9 protein-coding genes are annotated in these 16,551 nt (G+C 71.5%); 2 read left to right on the top strand and 7 right to left on the bottom strand.

The annotated features are described in order from the left end of the window. Positions 1–78 precede the first annotated feature (78 nt). Together BM43_RS27210 and BM43_RS27205 are read left to right on the top strand one after the other, a co-directional pair. Positions 79–1,320, top strand: coding sequence for a D-amino acid dehydrogenase (locus tag BM43_RS27210; RefSeq protein ID WP_036048104.1), 1,242 nt, complete (start codon positions 79–81; stop codon positions 1,318–1,320). A 77-nt stretch (positions 1,321–1,397) separates the two neighbouring features. Then, a complete protein-coding gene (locus BM43_RS27205; protein WP_036048105.1) occupies positions 1,398–2,387 on the top strand; it encodes an asparaginase in 990 nt (329 codons plus the stop codon). 32 nt (positions 2,388–2,419) lie between these two features. On the opposite strand, the gene BM43_RS27200 is transcribed toward BM43_RS27205, so the two are convergent. The 7 genes from BM43_RS27200 to BM43_RS27170 are packed head-to-tail and all read right to left on the bottom strand — an operon-like array spanning position 2,420 to position 16,523. Then, complete coding sequence (locus tag BM43_RS27200; protein ID WP_036048107.1) at positions 2,420–3,058, bottom strand: GNAT family N-acetyltransferase; 639 nt, start codon at positions 3,056–3,058, stop codon at positions 2,420–2,422. Positions 3,059–3,066: 8 nt separating this feature from the next. Next, entirely contained in the window at positions 3,067–4,383 is a 1,317-nt protein-coding gene (locus BM43_RS27195; protein WP_036048109.1) for an aminotransferase class I/II-fold pyridoxal phosphate-dependent enzyme, read from the bottom strand. Positions 4,384–4,423: 40 nt separating this feature from the next. Beyond that, a complete protein-coding gene (locus tag BM43_RS27190) occupies positions 4,424–5,344 on the bottom strand; it encodes a UDP-3-O-acyl N-acetylglycosamine deacetylase (protein ID WP_036048111.1) in 921 nt (306 codons plus the stop codon). Continuing rightward, the gene (locus BM43_RS27185; RefSeq protein WP_036048114.1) at positions 5,341–12,993 is read right to left on the bottom strand and encodes a type I polyketide synthase; all 7,653 of its coding nucleotides are present in this window, start codon (positions 12,991–12,993) and stop codon (positions 5,341–5,343) included. The genes BM43_RS27190 and BM43_RS27185 overlap by 4 nt, the downstream gene beginning before the upstream one ends. A 2-nt stretch (positions 12,994–12,995) precedes the next feature. Beyond that, positions 12,996–14,507 carry an LTA synthase family protein gene (locus tag BM43_RS27180; RefSeq protein WP_036048117.1) on the bottom strand — a complete coding sequence of 504 codons (1,512 nt, stop codon included), beginning with the start codon at positions 14,505–14,507 and terminating at the stop codon, positions 12,996–12,998. A 26-nt stretch (positions 14,508–14,533) separates the two neighbouring features. Beyond that, the gene (locus BM43_RS27175) at positions 14,534–15,325 is read right to left on the bottom strand and encodes an SDR family NAD(P)-dependent oxidoreductase (protein WP_036048120.1); all 792 of its coding nucleotides are present in this window, start codon (positions 15,323–15,325) and stop codon (positions 14,534–14,536) included. Then, a complete protein-coding gene (locus BM43_RS27170; protein ID WP_036048122.1) occupies positions 15,318–16,523 on the bottom strand; it encodes a capsule biosynthesis protein in 1,206 nt (401 codons plus the stop codon). The genes BM43_RS27175 and BM43_RS27170 overlap by 8 nt, the downstream gene beginning before the upstream one ends. Positions 16,524–16,551 lie beyond the last annotated feature (28 nt).

Genomic DNA, 16,551 nt, shown 5'->3' with positions numbered 1-16,551 from the left:
GGCGCGGTCTACAGTGCACCGGTCGCGGCGATTGCGCCGCCCATCCACCACGGATCACGAGGAGGCGAGAGGCCCGACATGCATATCCTGATCGTCGGCGCGGGCGTGATCGGCCTGTCGAGCGCCTATACCCTGAGCCGGGCCGGGCACGCCGTCACGGTGGTCGAGCGCGGGCCCGAGGTGGCCGGCCAGACCAGCGCCGGCAATGGCGGCCAGCTCTCCTACAGCTACGTCGCGCCGCTCGCGGATCCGGGCGTGATCGGCAAGCTGCCGGGCTGGCTCACGCGGCGCGACTCGCCGGTGCGCTTCCAGCCCTCGCTGGACCCGCGCCAATGGCGCTGGTGCTTCGCCTTCCTGGCCGCCTGCACGCGCTCGCGCAGCGCGCTGACCACGCGCCGGCTGCTGTCGCTGTCGTTCCTGAGCCGCACGCTGATGAACGAGCTGATCGCGGCCGAACCCTCGCTCGATTTCGACTTCGTGCCATCCGGCAAGCTGGTGCTGCATCGCGAGCCCGCCGCGATGCAGGCGGCGATCGCCCAGCTCGAATTGCAGCGCGCACTGGGCTGCGAGCAAGCCGCCCTCGAGATGGACGCCTGCATCGCGCTCGAACCCTCGCTGGCGCGGCTGCGCGGCCGCTTCGCGGGCGGCATCCACACGCCCAGCGAGGACACCGCCGATTGCCAACGCTTCTGCACCGGGCTCGCGGCCCTGCTGCGCGAGCGCGGCGTATCGATCCTGACCGACACCGCCATCGATGCCCTGCATGCCGGACGCGACGGCCGCGTGACGGCGTTGCACGGCGGCGAGCCGCTGGCCGCCGACCATCTGGTGATCGCCGCCGGCGCCGCCGCGCCCGCGCTGCTGCGCCCGCTCGGCATCCAGGTGCCGATCTGGCCGCTGAAGGGCTACAGCCTCACCTACCACCTGCCGCCAGGCGCGGGCGTGCCGCGCGCGAGCCTGACCGACTTCGCGCGCAAGGTCGTCTATGCACGGCTCGGCACGCGGCTGCGCGCGGCCGGCATCGCCGACATCGATGCCTCGCCGGCGCCCGATCCGGCCCGGCTGGCGAGCCTGGAAGCTGAGGTCGCCGCGCTGTTTCCGGAGATCGCGGCCGGCGCCGAGCCGCAGCGCTGGTGCGGCCTGCGCCCGGCCACGCCGACCGGCACGCCGATCATCGGCCCGACCCGCTATCGCAACCTGTGGCTCAACCTCGGCCACGGCGCGCTCGGCTTCACGCTCGCGACCGGCTCGGCCGCGCTGCTGGCCGACTGGCTGGCCGGCGACAGCGGCCAGCCGCTGCACGCGAGCTTCGCGCACTGACGCCGCCCGGATCCGCCCGAACCCGCGGCCTCGACCGCCGCCGAAGCGCGGCGCCGCTTTCCCCACTTCGGACTACGATGCAAACCCTTCCGCACATCGCCGTGATCGGCACCGGCGGCACCATCGCCGGCCAGGGCGCCGCGCCCGCGCAGACCGCCTCCTACGCCTGCTCGGTGCTCGGCATCGAGTCGGTTCTCGCGCTGGCGCCGCAGGCGGCCGGGCTCGCCACGCTGCAGGCCGAGCAACTGATGCAGACTGGCTCCGAGAATTTCGGCAATGCCGAGCTATGCGCGATCGCGCAATGCGTGGCCGCGCGGCTGGCCGATCCCGAGGTGGACGGCGTGGTGCTCGTCCAGGGCACCGACACCATCGAGGAGAGCGCCTACTTCCTGCACCTGACGCTGAAGAACCCCAAGCCGGTGGTGGTGGTCGGCGCGATGCGCCCGCCCTCGGCGCTCAGCTCGGACGCCGCGCTGAACCTCTACGCGGCCATCGCGGTGGCCGCGCATCCGGCTTCCTACGGGCTCGGCACGCTGGTGGTCGCCAACGACGAGATCCACAGCGCGCGCGACGTGGTCAAGCAGCACAGCTTCAAGCTGGAGGCGTTCCGCTCGCCCTATGGCCCGCTGGGGCTGGTGGTGGACGGCCGGCCGCGCTACTACCGCCGGCCCTCGCGCCTGCACACGGTGGCCACGCCCTGGTCGGCGGCGGCCCTGCCCGCGCTGCCGCGCGTGGACATCGTGCTGACCCACGACGATCTCGATCCTGCCTGGCTCGACGCGGCCGCGCCGGCGCGCGGGCTGGTGCTGGCGGGCAGCGGCAACGGCAACGTGCCGGCGCGGCTGGTGACGGCGCTGCGCGAGGCGAGCCGACGCGGCACGCGGGTGCTGCGGGCCTCGCGCACGGGCGCCGGCGTGGTCACGCACAACGGCGCGCAGCCCGACGACGACTACGGCTGGCTCAGCGCCGACGACCAGATCCCGCAGAAGGCGCGCATCCTGCTCGCGCTGGGCCTCAGCGGCACCGACGACCCGGCGGCCCTGCAGGCGATGTTCGGGAGATATTGAGGAAGAAGCGGAAAACGCAAGCCGCGCGGCGCTCAGCGCCCGAGCCGCATGCGGATCGACTCGAGCTCGGCCGGCAGCTTGCGCGAGACCGGCTTCGCGCGCGGCTGCTCGACGAAGCCGAGGCGCCGGTAAAGCGCGGCCGCGCGCGGGTTGCTCAGCAGCACGTCGAGCACCACTTCGCGGCCCTCGCCGTCGGCCAGCGCGCCGGCGCGACGGGCATCCTCGAACAGCGCGGTGAACACGCCGGTGCCGCGCCAGCGCTCGTCGATCGCGCAATGGGCGACATGCGTCTGGGCGCGCTTCGGCGCGGGCAGCTCGCCCTCGAGCACCAGCCCGCGCAGCAGGGCCGCCACCGTGCGGCGCGCTCCGAACACGCGCAGCAGCATCCAGGCCACGTGCGGATCGTCGAGGCTCGTCAGGCGGCCGTCGTGGGCGGCCAGCACGCCGGCGATCCGGCCGTCGGGCGCGATCGCGACGCGATGGCGGCGCCACGAGAAACGGCCGAGCGAGGAGGCGAAGGCCGTCGCCAGGAAGGCCGTCATCGCCTCGGGCACCGCGCCGAGGAAGAAACCGAATTCGCGCACGCCCGAGGCGAGGATCAGCGGCGCGCAGGCCGCCGCATCCTCGGGACGCGCGGCACGGAAGGTCCAGCCGGCAAGCGTGGCCGCCATCGCGATGCCTAGCGCGCGAGCCGCGCCAGCGCGGCCACGGTGCGGGTGATCTGCTCGGGCTCGTGCGTCGAGCAGATGAAGAAGCGCAGCCGCGCGGCCTTCTCCTCGACGGCCGGATAGAAGATCGGCTGCACGTTGATGCCCTCGTCGAACAGCGCGTTGGCCCAGCGCGCCGCCTTCAGCGAGCTGCCGGTGATCACCGGCACCACCGCGTAACCCTCGCTGGTGCCGGTGTCAAGACTGGCCGCGCGGGCCTCGTCGAGGAACTGCTTGCCGCGCTCGCGCAATTGCGCGACCCGCCCGGGCTCGCGCTGCAGTACCTCGAGCGCGGCCAGCGAGGCGGCCGCCAGCGCGGGCGCGAGGCCCACGCTGTAGAGAAAGCCGGGAGCGAGATGGCGCAGCATGTCGACCAGCGGCTGGCAGCCGGCGATGAAACCGCCGCAGCCGGCCAGGGTCTTGGAGAGCGTGCCCATCCAGAGGTCGACGTCCTCGGGCGCGACGCCCGCGTGTTCGCGGATCCCGCGCCCGGTCGCGCCGAGCACGCCGAGCGAGTGCGCCTCGTCGACCAGCAGGAAGGCGCCGTGGCGATTGCGGATCTCGACGAACCTCGGCAGCTCGGGCAGGTCGCCGTCCATGCTGTAGAGCCCCTCGATCGCGATCAGCACGTTGCGATACTCGTGGCGCACGCGCGCCAGCAGCGCATCGAGCGCGCGCCAGTCGTTGTGCGGGAAGCTCAGGCGCTTCGCGCCGCTCAACTGCGCGCCCTGCACGATGCTGTTGTGCGCGAGCGAATCGTGGACGATCAGGTCGCCGGCGCCGAACAGCGAGCCGATCACGGTGACGTTGGTGGCATGGCCGCTGACGAACACCACGCAGTCATCGGTCTCGTAGAAGCCGGCCAGCGCCTGCTCCAGCTCGCGCTGCACGGGCCGCTCGCCCGCCACCATGCGGCTGGCCGAGGCCGAGGTGCCGTAGCGGTCGATCGCTTCCTTGGCGCGCGCCGAGACGCTCGCCTCGCCCGCCAGGCCGAGGTAGTTGTAGTTCGCGTAGTTCAGGTACTCGCGCCCGCCGATGGTGGTGGTGGCGCCGGCCAGCCCCTCATGGACGCGGAAGAACGGCGATTCGACGCCGAGCTTCTCGCCCATCTCGTGCATGATCCGCACCTGCTGGTACTGCGGCATCGATTCGAAACGGCTGCGCGGCGACGCGTGCGCCGTCGAGGCCGGCACCGGCATGGCGGCCGCGCCGCCTTCGGTGACGCGCTCCAGTTGGCGCTTGAGCGCCTTCGCAGCCAGTTGCTGCCGGAGATGATCTCCCAATCCCATCGATTCGTTCGCCCGTCTGTGCTTGGTCAAGCTCGTTATGTTACGCCCTGAGCTCGACCCATTCCCAGGCATCCGGCGTCGACAGCAGCGCGTCGACCAGCCGGAAGTTCATTTCGTGGCTGGGCCGCAACGCCGTGACGCGCGCCAGCAGCGGCGCGCCGGCCATGGCGAGGTCGCCGACCAGGTCGAGCACGCGGTGGCGCACGAACTCGTCGGGCACGCGCAGGCCGCCCAGCACGCGGCTGCCGACGATCGAGGCGGTGCACGAGGGCCGCGCGCCGCGCAGGATCGGCACGCCGCGCAGGTAGCCGGCGAGGATCGCCGGCACCGCCCACTTGACGCGTCCATACGAACGCGAGGGCGCGATCTCGGCCGCGAAGGCCGCGGGCGTGATCGCGCCGCTCCAGTGCATCTCGCCGAAGCCCTTCAGGTCGTTGCGCACGCTCAGCTCGTAGCGCGGCGCCGGCTCGATGCGCATCTCGCGACGCGCGCCGCCCTCGCCATCGGCCACCGTCAGCGGCCGCAGCACGTGGATGAAGCGCTTGGGCGCCGCCAGCGCGCGGCGCCCGCAGGCGCGGATCGCCGCCAGCCAGGGGCTCGCGCTGCCGTCCAGGATCGGGATCTCCTCGGCGTCGAGCTCGACCAGGGCATGGTCGATCTCGCTGGCCAGCAGCGCGGCGAGCAGGTGCTCGACGGTGCGCACGCCCACGCCATCGGGATGCAGCAGCATGGTGCAGAGCGGCTGCGCGCGACGCAGCGCCGGATCGACGCCGAAGCTGGCCAGCTCGCGGCCGCCTTCGAGACGCCGGAAGCGGATGCCGCGCGTGGCCGGCGTATCGCCCTGGGCAGGCAGGATCCGCACCCGCACGCGCCGGCCGGTATGCAGCCCGTGGCCGTCAAGCGCCAGTTCGGCGGCGAGCGTGCCCTCGCTGGCCTGCCAGCCGTCCGGCGCCGCCGTCATTGCACGACCCCGAGCCGGACCAGCTTGCCCTTGTGCTCGGTCGTGGCGCCCTGCGCTGCTTGCGCGGCGACCTGTTCCGCCGCGGCCACCGCCTCGACGGCCGGATCGTTGGCGGCCACCTTGAGCACCGCCTTCGCCTCGCTGTCGAGTCCGTGCCGGGCAGCCAGCGCGGCGACCTCGTCGCGCTCGCCGCCCGAACCCGTATTGACCTCGGCGGCCGCGATCGAATCGACGATGCGGCCCGCCAGCGACTGCACGGTCGCGCCGTCGGCGATCGCCATCACCGACAGCTTCACCTCGAACACCTCCTCGACCGCGAGGCCGAGCTCCATGCCCATCAGCGAATCCATGCCCATCTCGAGCACCGACTTGTCGAGCGCGATGCGATCGGCCGTCATGTGCAGGATCCGCGCGATCTGGGCGCGCAGCGATTCGGACACCAGGGCCACCGCCTCCTCGCGCGGCAGCGCGGCGACCTGGCCACGCAGCTTGTCGCCGCCATCGCGCGAGGCATCGCTGCCGGCGCGCGTCTGCATCTGCGCATAACGGCGCGCGCCGGCCGCCGGCATGCCGCGCGACAGCGCCTGCCAGTCGATCCGCACCACCGCCTCGCCGGCGCCGCCCTCGAGCAGCACGCGTTCGAGCGCGTCGAGCGCCTCGGCCGAGCGGATCGCCGCGCCGCCGATGCGCGCCTGCAGCGCCTCGCGCGTGCCGTCGTGGCGCGCCAGGAAACCGACGTCCTCGAGCGGCCCCCAGGCCATGAAGCTGGCCGGCAGCCCGGCCGCGCGGCGATGCGCGACCAGCGCCTCGAGGAAGCTGTTGGCGGCCACGTAGCTGGCCTGCCCCGGATTGCCGAGGTAGGTGGTGGCCGAGGAATAGAGCACGAACCAGTCGAGCGCCATGCCGCGCGTGGCGCGATGCAGGTTCCAGGCGCCCGCCACCTTGGGCGCCAGCACGGCCGCGAAACGCGCGTCGTCGAGATTGCGCACCAGGCCGTCGTCGATCTGCATCGCCGAGTGCAGCACGCCCTTGAGCGGCGTGCCGCGCGCGACGATCCGCTCGACCAGCGCCGTCACTGCCCGCGCATCGCCCACGTCGCAGGCGGCCACCTCGACCGTCACGCCGAGCGTGTCGCGCCAGCGCGCGACCTCGGCCGCGGCGGCCTCGCCCAGCACGCCGCCGCGGCTGGCCAGGCTCAGGTGGCGGGCGCCGCGCTCGACCAGCCGGCGCGCGGTGGCGAAACCGAGCCCGCCGGTGCCGCCGATCACGAGATAGGCCGCGCCCGCATCGAGCGCGAGCCGCGGCGCCTCGGCCAGGCCATGGGTGGGCGCCGGCGTGCCCAGCGCATAGGTGACCAGCACCTTGCCGATCTGGCGCGCCTGCTGCATGTAGCGGAAGGCATCCTCGGCGCGTTCGGCCGGGAACGCGCGATACGGCAGCGGATGCAGCGTGCCGTCGGCGAACAGCTGCATGACCTCGCCGAACAGGCGCGCGGTCAGCTCGGGCAGCACGCCCATCAGCTGGTCGGCATCGATGCCGAAGTAGCTGATGTTGTTGCGGAACGGACGCAGCCCGATATGGCTGTTCTCGTAGAAATCGCGCTTGCCGAGTTCGAGGAAGCGGCCGAACGGGCGCAGCGTGTCGATGCTGCGCACCATCGCCTCGCCGGCCAGCGAATTGAGCACGATGTCGACGCCCTGCCCGCGCGTGAGGGCGCGGACCTGGTCGGCGAAGGCCAGGCCGCGCGAATCGAGCACGTGGTCGGCGCCGAGCAGGCGCACGAATTCGCGCTTCTCGTCGCTGCCCGCGGTGGCGAACACCTCGGCGCCGAAGTGGCGCGCGATCTGGATCGCCGCGATGCCGACGCCGCCCGCGCCGCCGTGGATCAGCACCCGCTCGCCGCGGCGCAGGCGCGCCAGCTCGACCAGCGCGTACCAGGCGGTGAAGAAGGTGGTGGGGATCGTAGCGGCTTCCTCGAAGCTGAGGCGCGCCGGCTTGGCGGCGATCGCGTCGGCGCGCGTCACCACGCGCGTGGCGAAGCTGGCCGGCGCGAAACCGAGCACCGCGTCGCCCGGCGCGAAGCCGCTCACCTCGCGGCCGACGCGCAGCACGCGCCCGGCCAACTCCATGCCGATGGTGGCGCCGGCGAAGCCGTTCTCGACCGCCTCGTCGGAGAGCAGGCCCATGGCGTACATCACGTCGCGGAAATTGAGGCCGGTGGCGACCGGCTCGATCTCGACCTCGTGCTCGCCGAGCGTGCGCGGCGCCTGCGCGAACCATTCGAGGTTGCGCAACGACCCCGGCGCCTCGAAGGCCAGCACGGCGGGTACCTGGGCCGCCGCCGGCCGGCGCGCGGCCGCGCGCTCGGCGCTCAGCATGCGCGGCACGAGGCGCGCATCGGCCCGCAGCAGGACCTCCTCCTCGGCCACGTCGACCAGCAGTTCGCGCGCGAGCCGCGCCGGCTCGACGCCGCACGCCGGATCGAGATCGATCAACCGGCAGCCGAGCTCGGGATGCTCGTTGGCCAGCACGCGGCCCAGCCCCCATAGGGTGGCGTGGGCCGGCGCCTGCGGCGCGGCATCCTCGAACGGGGCCGCGCCGCGCGTCACTACCGACAGGCGCACGCCGGCCGCGCGATGCTCGGCGTCGAGCGCGCGCACCAGGGCCGCCAGGGCGATCGCACCCGAGGCCTGCGCCTGCATCAGTTGCTCGGCCGGCGCATCCTCGTCGAAGCGCGCGGCGGGCGCGCAGAACACCAGGTGAGTCGCGTCGGTGGCCGGCATGGTGGCGATGAATTCGGCACTGCGCCGCGCATCGACCACCTCGACCACATGGCCCGCGTGCGCGAGCGCGTCGGCCAGGGCGGTGCCGATCGGCTCGGCATCGTCGCCGGCCGTGACCACCACCCACTGCTCGGCACGTTCTAGCGCGTCGAGGCTGTCGTCGTCGGCCTCGGCCGCCGCCTCGGCAACGGGACGGCGCGCCAGCACCAGGCTCGGCGTGCCCTCCAGTTCCAGGTCCTGCTCGGCGTGGCGCACCACCTCGACCAGGCCCGCGCGCTCGCAGAGCGCGCCCAGCTCGGCCGGTGTCAGCGAGGCGGTGCGGCCGTCGGCCGACTGCAGGCCGAACACGATGTCGGCGAAACGGTTGTGGCGCGCCTCGGCCAGCACCACCAGCCCGCCCGGCGCCACCCAGGCACCGATCGAGGCCAGCACGTCGGCCGGATCGCTGCGCCCGGCCAGGGCGCGATCCACCAGCACCAGGTCGTAGAGTTCGTCGGGCTCGGCCTTCAGCGCGAAGCGCTCGCCGGGCAGCTGCACGACCGTCGAGACCGCCGGCATCGCATCGGCATCGAACGCCGCCAGTTGCTCAGGGGTGCCGACGATGGTGCGCTCGCAACGATCGGCCGGCAGGCGCATCGTCAGCGGCCGCAGCATGTCGCCGCGGGTGGATTCGATCTCCAGCAGGCGCAGCCGGCGCGGAGCGGACCAGCCGTCGACGGCCGCCGCCGCGCAGCCGGCCATCACCGCATGCAGGTGCTCCCAGCTCGGCGAGGCGTCAAAGAATTGCTCGACCAGGCTCTTGCCAGTCGGCGACAGCACACGGGAGGCCTCGATCTCGCCCTTGAGCACGCGCGGCAGGGCCGCGCCGCAATGCGCGAGCAGGGTCAGCTCGGCGACGTGATGCGGCGATTCGGCCAGCAGGCCGCGCCAGAGCTCGTCGAGCGGCGGCAGCGCCGCGCAGGCCTGGTCGTCGCGCACCAGGCGTTCGCCGTCGCGATGCGCCAGGCCGTCCTCGATGATCATTTCGGCCAGGCGCGCGATCAGCGCCGCCTGCGGATGGGTCGGCAGCGCCGGCGTCGCGAACGCGTCGATCGCCTCCAGCGCGCGCAGCGCGTAGAGGCTGGCCAGCACGTCGAGCAGCGGCAGCATTTCGGTCAGGTGCTTGCCGCGGCGCGCGCCGTCCTCGTGCGTCGCGGCCCTCGCCACCGCCTCACGCAGCAGTTCCGCCGGCGCAGGCAGCGCCGCGGCGCTGGTCTCGCCGGGCAGCGGCCGGTGTTCGAGCGCATAGACGAAGCGCGAGGGCACATGATGGCGGCCGAGCAGGTCGATGCGGCGGAAGCGACAGGCCGCCAGACGCGCGGTAACGCTGCCGTGCGCATCGAGGAAATCGAACGAGGCCACCACCGAGTGCGGGCTGCGGCGCTCGATGCGCACCAGCACGCGGTCGATCGCGTCGCCGCGCAGGTAGTCGACCCGGCCGATCTGCACCGGCACGTAGGCGGCGCGATCGCCGTCGCCGGCCACGCCGCCAAGCAGCACGAAAAGCGGATGGAAGCCGCTGTCCATCAGCGCCGGATGCAGGCGCCAGGCCGCCAGCGCGGCCGCGTCGCCAGCCTCGGCGGGTGCGGCCAGCTCGGCCAGCGCGGTCTCGCCGGCCACCCTCACCTTGCGCACCCAGCGGAAGGCCGGGCCGTATTCGAGGCCGATCGCCGCCGTGCTCTGGTACAGCGCCGCGCCGTCGAGCGCCGGCTGCGCGCGCAGCGCATGCAGCGTCGCGCTCGGCACCACCGAGTTCGCGTCGAGGGTGGTGCCGCTCGCCAGCAGGCGGCCCGTCACGTTCAGCGTCCAGGGCATGTCGCTCATCCGGTCGCGCGTCTCGATCTGGAACACCGAGGTCTCGGGATCGATGCGCAGGCGAAACAGCTTGGCCTGCTGCGGCTGGAACACCACCGGCGCGCGGATCTCGAGATTCTCGAGCGCCGCCTCGTGCGTTTCGAGGTAGACGCGCGCGGCGGCCAGCGCCATCTCGACGTAACCCGCGCCGGGGAAGGCGACGCCGCCGTCCACCACGTGGTCGGCGAGCAGCGGCAGCTTGGCCGGGTCGAGCTGGTTCTCCCAGCCGAAGGCGTGCTCGTGCAGCCGGTAGCCGAGCAGCGGATGCTCGCGGCGGCGATTGACGAGGTTGTAGCCCTCGACGCTCGACGCCAGCCAATGATGCTCGTGCTGCCATGGATAGGTCGGCAGCGCCACGGCCGGGGCCGCGGGCACGAAGCGGTCGAGATCGACGTTCGCGCCATGCGCGACGGCCGACAGGATCGCGCCGTCGAGCGTGGCCACGCCGCCCTGCTGGCGCTTGAGCGTGGGCAGCACCGCGCCCTGCGCCTGCGCGGCGGCCAGCCCGTGCTTCATGTAGCTGCGCAGGATCGAATGCGGCGCCACCTCGATGAAGACCCGCGCGCCGTCGGCGATCAGGCTCGCGATGCCGTCGCCGAAACGCACCGGCTCGCGGATGTTGCGCCACCAGTAGCGCGCGTCGAGCGCGGTGCCGTCGAGCCTGGCGCCCGTCACGGTCGACACGAAGCTGCCGTCGCCGGACGCCGGCGCGAGCCCGGCCAGTTCCGTCAGCACCAGCGGCTCGATGCTGTTCATCTGGCGGCTGTGGAAGGCATAGTCGAGATCGAGCAGCTGGTAGAAGCGCCCGCTGTCGCGCTGGGCCGCCTCGATCGCCTGCAGGCCCTGCAGGGTACCCGCCAGCGTGACCGCCTCGGCGCTGTTGATGCCGGCCACCTCGACCAGGCCGGCGAGGCCGAGCCGCGCGATGGCTTCGTTGGCGGCGGCCTCGCTCAGTCCCACCGCGGCCATCCGGCCAGTGCTGCGGGTGGTGCCCTGGGCGCGGCTGCGAATCTTGATCACGCTCACCGCATCGGCCAGCGTGAGGATCTTCGCGGCCCAGGCTGCCGCGACCTCGCCGACGCTGTGGCCGATCGTCAGGTCGTGCAGGATGCCGCGCGATGCCAACACGCGCGTGAGGCCCACCTGGATCGCGAACAGCAGCGGTTGGGCGTTTTCGGTGGCGGCCAGCCAGGTTTCGTCGACGCCGACGCGCATCGCCTCGATCAGCGAGGCGCTGCCGTCGGCGCGCCAGAGCGCATCGACCTCGTCAAGCGCGGCGCGGAACAGCGGCGATTCCTCATAGAGCTGGCGGCCCATGCCGGCCCATTGGCAGCCGTTGCCCGAGTAGACCAAGGCCACCCGGCCCGGCTCGGCCGGCGCTTCGCCGCGCACCACGCCGGCGGGAGACGCGGTGGCGTCGGCGGCCAGCGCCGCGAGCGCGGCGCGCCCCTCCTCGACCGAGGCCGGTGCGATCACCAGGCGATGGGAGAACCACTGGCGCCGCCGCGCGGCGGTGGCCGCGACCGACTGCCAGTCGGCACCGCCCTCGAGCACCGCCAGGTAGCGCGCGGCCAGCGCGCCGAAGGCCTGCGGCGAGCGCACCGTCAGCACCAGCGGCGACAGGCGCGCAACCGGCGCCGCCGCGACGGCCGCGGCCCGCGGCATGTCGGCTCCAGCGGGCGCCGAGCTCAGCACCACGTGGGCATTGGTGCCGCCGAAACCGAAGGAGTTGATGCCGACCGTGAGCGGCGCATCCTCGTGCTCGCCGTCGAGCGCGGTGTAGCGCTCGACCACGCGCAGCCGGCCGCCCGCGAAATCGATGGCGGGATTGGGCGTCTGGAAGTGCAGCGAGCGCGGCACCGCGCGGTGCTTCAGGCACAGCACGGCCTTCAGCAGCCCGGCCATGCCCGAGGCGGTTTCCAGGTGGCCGATATTGGTCTTGATCGAGCCGATCAGGAGCGGCTTGTCGGCAGGACGTCCGGCCGACATCACCTCGATCAGCGCGCGCGCCTCGATCGGGTCGCCCACCGCCGTGCCGGTGCCGTGCGCCTCGAGATAGGACACCGCCCGCGGATCGACGCCGGCGCGCGCATAGACGCTGCGCAGCAGCTCGGCCTGGGTGGCCGCGCCCGGCACGCTGATGCCGCCTTGCGTGTAGCCGTCGGAATTGACGCCCGAGCCGGCGATCACGGCGTGGATCGTGTCGCCGTCCGCCAGCGCGCGCTCGAGCGGCTTGAGCAACACGAAGGCGCCGCCCTCGGCGCGCACGTAGCCGTCGCCGCTGGCGTCGAAGGCGCGGCAGCGGCCGCGCGGCGACAGCATCGAGGCCTTCGAGAAGCTGACGAAGCCGAACGGGTGCATCAGCAGGTTCACGCCGCCGGCCAGCGCCATGTCGGTTTCACCCGAGCGCAGCGCCTGCACCGCCTGGTGCAGCGCGACCAGCGAGGACGAGCAGGCCGTGTCGACCGACAGGCTCGGGCCGCGCAGGTCGAACAGGTAGGACACGCGGTTGGAGGCGATGCTGAGGGTATTGCCGGTGGCCGAGTACGGATCGACCGAATTCAGGTCGTCCATGCTGCGATTGCCGTAGTCGGGGCTCGCCACGCCGACGAACACGCCGCAATCGCGGCCGCGCATGTCGAGCGGACGCAGGCCGGCATCCTCGAACGCCTCCCAGGCGAGTTCGAGCAGCAGGCGCTGCTGCGGGTCCATCTGCGCCGCCTCGCGCGGCGAGATGCCGAAAAATGCCGCATCGAATCCCGCGATGTCGTCCAGCACGCCGGCCGCGAACGTGTAGCTCTTGCCGGGCTCGCGCTTGGAGGGATGCTGGTGGAACTCCGTGCCGAAGCGCCCGGCCGGAATCTGCGTGACGGCATCGCGCTCGTCGCGCAGCAGGCGCCAGAGTGCTTCCGGATTATTGACGCCCCCGGGAAAGCGGCATGCGATCCCAACAATTGCAATCTTTCCGTTCATCTTTATGTCGTTTTCTCTGGTGCCCGCGACTGGTCCATGCGACTTCCACCACCCTGCTGTGTCGCTTGCAGCAGCAGGCCCCCCAGCATCTCGGCCTGCAAGTCCCGACGTTCGGGTTTATCGACCCCGAAATTCCGCCAGATGAAATAATCGCTGCGCTCCGGACTCACGTCCAGCCCGTCGAAAATACGCGACAGGGCCGGAACATGATCGCCGTAGAAACAGACCACGGTCCGCCTGTCGCTCGAACGCAAATGATCCAGCAGGCGTCCGAGCATTGCATCTGCATTTTCAATATGTCGCAAATACGCGGTCAGGTCCCGCCATTGGGCATCGTCGCCGAGAGTATGCCGCGAAGCCGCCTCGCCCGGCTGCACTGTTTCGAGATGCAGGGGACCGTGGTTTTCCATCGTCATGGCGAACACGAAACGCGGTCGGTCCGGCCCCGCCGTCTCCAATTCCGCAACGATCGCCTCGCCGACCGCCGCGTCCGCCACGTAAGGGCCGGCGCGCGATGCCGAGGCGAAATGACCGATGTCGAGGAAACGCTCGAAACCAAGCAAGGGAAATACCCGGTTTCGTCCGAAGAAATCGGCGTAATAGGGATGGATCGCGACTGTCTCGTAACCGCCACGGCCGAACCAGGCGGCCAGCGAGGCGAGCGGCCGCCTGACGAAGGCGTAAGGGTAAAAACGCGCGTAACCGAGCGACCGGGAAGCGGTGCCCGTCAACACCGCGAACTCGGTGCGCATGGTGTTCGCCCCCCAGGCCGGCACCGTCATCTCGCCGTGCCAGGCGGCTTCGCTGCGCGCCTGGTCGAAACAGCGCAACAGGCCGGGCTCGATCGCCGTGCCGAGCCGGCGCGCATCGAAGAACGACTCGCTCTGGATCAGCACCACGTCGGGGCACAGGGCCGGTTCGCCGGTCGCGAACGGCGAGGCGGCCAGGCATTCGCGAAAGCGCCGGAAGGTGGCCGGACGCAGGCCATTGAGCAGGTAGGCGACGAATACCGCGAAAAAGCCGTGGCGGCGCTGGTCGATCGAGGGCTCCAGCGTGAGCGGCAGGCGCGCGGCGATCGCCACCGCGAGCGCGAACGACAGCGCCACCGCCAGCCAGGACGGCGCGGCGGCGGCAGGCGGCAAGGGCCGCTCGGCGACGAAGCCCGCGATCACGAGCACGATGCCCGCGCCGATCGCGACAACCTTGCCGGCGCTCAGGAAGGGCAGATAGAGCCGCGGATGGGCAAACAACTGGCTGAACAGGCTCAGGTCCGTGAAGACGAACGGCTCGCGCAAGGACTCGTACTTCGCATTGCTGACGGCCGCCACCAGCCCGACCAGCGCCAGCGCCGCGCAGGCCGAGAAGATCGGCCGCGACGTCAGCGCGAACGCCAGACCGGCGAGCAAGCCTACCGAAAGAATGTGAAGCATTGACGACAGCAACGGCCGCGCCAGCGGCGCGCGCGGCACCGCGATCGCGTCGAGCGCGAACGACAGCGCGATGGCCGGCACCATGGTCAGGATGAGGGCAAGCGACGCGCTCAATTGGCGCGGTCCTTCGCGGGCAGGTAGGACAAGCGGTCGAGGATCGCGTCCGCGAGCGCGACGGGCAGCAGCGGCAGCAGGCGCATGCCGAACGCGAGCAGGACCGGGAAGGCGATCTCGCTGCGGCCCGCCTCGAGCTTGCGCCGGATGTGCGCGGCCGCGCGCTCGGCGCTCCAGAGGAAGGGCTTGTCGCCGGGGAACACGTCGCTCATCGCGGTCTTCACGAAGCCCGGCAGGATCACCGTGACGGCCAGGCCGTCGCGCTTGAGCAGCGGCCGCACGGAGTCGGCCCAGGCCTTGATCGCCGACTTGCTGGCGCAATAGGCGGGCGAGATCGCCATGCCGCGCAAGGCGGCGATCGAGGCCACCACCGCGATCCGGCCGCGACGGCGCGCGCGCATGCGCTCGATCACCGGCAGCACGGTATTCAACATGCCGTAGAGATTGGTGTCGATCACCGCGCGGGTACGTTCGCCGTCCTCCCAATCGTCGGCGGAGGCAATCGTGCTGGCGACGCCGGCATTGGCAACCAGCAGTGTGATCGGGTAGCGCGCATCGAAGGCATCGAGCCAGGCGCCGATCGCCGCCGCGTCGCGCACGTCGACGATGCCGGCCTCGACCGTCGCGCCGCGTGCGCGGCAGGCCGTTGCGGCCGCATCGATACGCTGCGGGTCGCGTCCGACCAGGCCCAGCACCACGCCCGGCGAGGCGTGGGCCAGCGCGAGCGCGAGGCCCAGGCCGGCGCTCGCGCCGGTGATGACGATATGAGCCGGAACGGGGCTACGCATCCGCACGTTCCAGCCGCTCGACCGCGCCGCGCACCGCCATCTCGATGCCAGTGCGCGTGTAGAAATCGCCGTTGATCTGCGTGTGGTGCATCACGTAGTCGAGGAATGCGTGATAGAGGATCATGTCGGGCAATTCACCTTGATGCCAGAAGTCATCGAGCCTGCCCTGCCAAGTCAGTCCCGGCATATTGTAGATCGCCGCACCGAGCGCGATCAGGGGGCGCTCGTGGTGCAGCGCCGACAGGCCGACCGTGCTGTTGACCACTACCACGCCGCGCGAGCGTTCGAGCAGGGTCGGGAGGTGCCCGGAGTTGATGAAACGAATCCGTTCACCGATGCCGGCCTCGCGCGCGATCGACAGCGCGAAGCGGTGATACTCGATCATGCCGGTGTCGAGCGGATGGTTCTTGATCAGCAGAATGGCATCTCGCGGGGCATGCCTGGCGAACGAGCGCACCACGTAGTCGATCGCGTCGCGCACGCCCTCGAACGGCGAGTGCACGACGATCTGCGCATCGGAATTCAACTGCAGCGGAAACAGATAGTAGGGGCGGCCGGCATCGAACAATTCGCGCGTGACCCGCTCGGCCTGCCGGCGATGACGCCCTTGCAGCAGCGCGCGAAACGCCAGCCCCCCATATTCGACGCAGCCGTTGCGCGGCCGGTGGCTGCGGTAGCGGGGAAAACGCCAGGCCAGCAGCGCGTTGGCGACGCGATAGCTGATGTCGTGGAAGACACGTTCGTAGAGATTGTAGCCGGTCGGCTCGCCGGGTTCGGCAGCCGGGGTGAGCTCACGCAGGCGCAGATACTCGGCGGGATCCCTCGGCATGCGCGAGCGGCCGTTGACGCCATGACGCTCGAGCGTGATCCAGTGCGGGCGGACATAGCCCTCCTCGAACACGTGCACGCGCAAGCCGTATTGCTCGGCGATCGGATGCAGGGGCCGATGGACTTCGCGGCAGTCGCCGAACATCAGGACATCGGTGATGTTTTCGCGCTGTACCAGTTCGGTGTACCAGGCCGACAGGTCGGCGGCAGCCCCGCCGTGATTCAAGGCACGCTTAGTTCTGCCATAGAACCAGTCTCCGCCGCAGAAGTTGACGCGATGCACGGCGTGGCCATGCGCGACGAGCGCCTCGGCCAGACAACGGAAAAACGAGGAAGCCGTGCCTTGCAGCACTAAAAATGAGCGAGGCATCGGTATTGAATAACGGACAGTGCGGACT

Source organism: Burkholderia gladioli, from assembly GCF_000959725.1.
In the GTDB taxonomy this organism is placed as follows: domain Bacteria; phylum Pseudomonadota; class Gammaproteobacteria; order Burkholderiales; family Burkholderiaceae; genus Burkholderia; species Burkholderia gladioli.
Note: the sequence above shows the minus strand (reverse complement) of the source record. Positions and strands in the feature narration are given on the sequence as shown.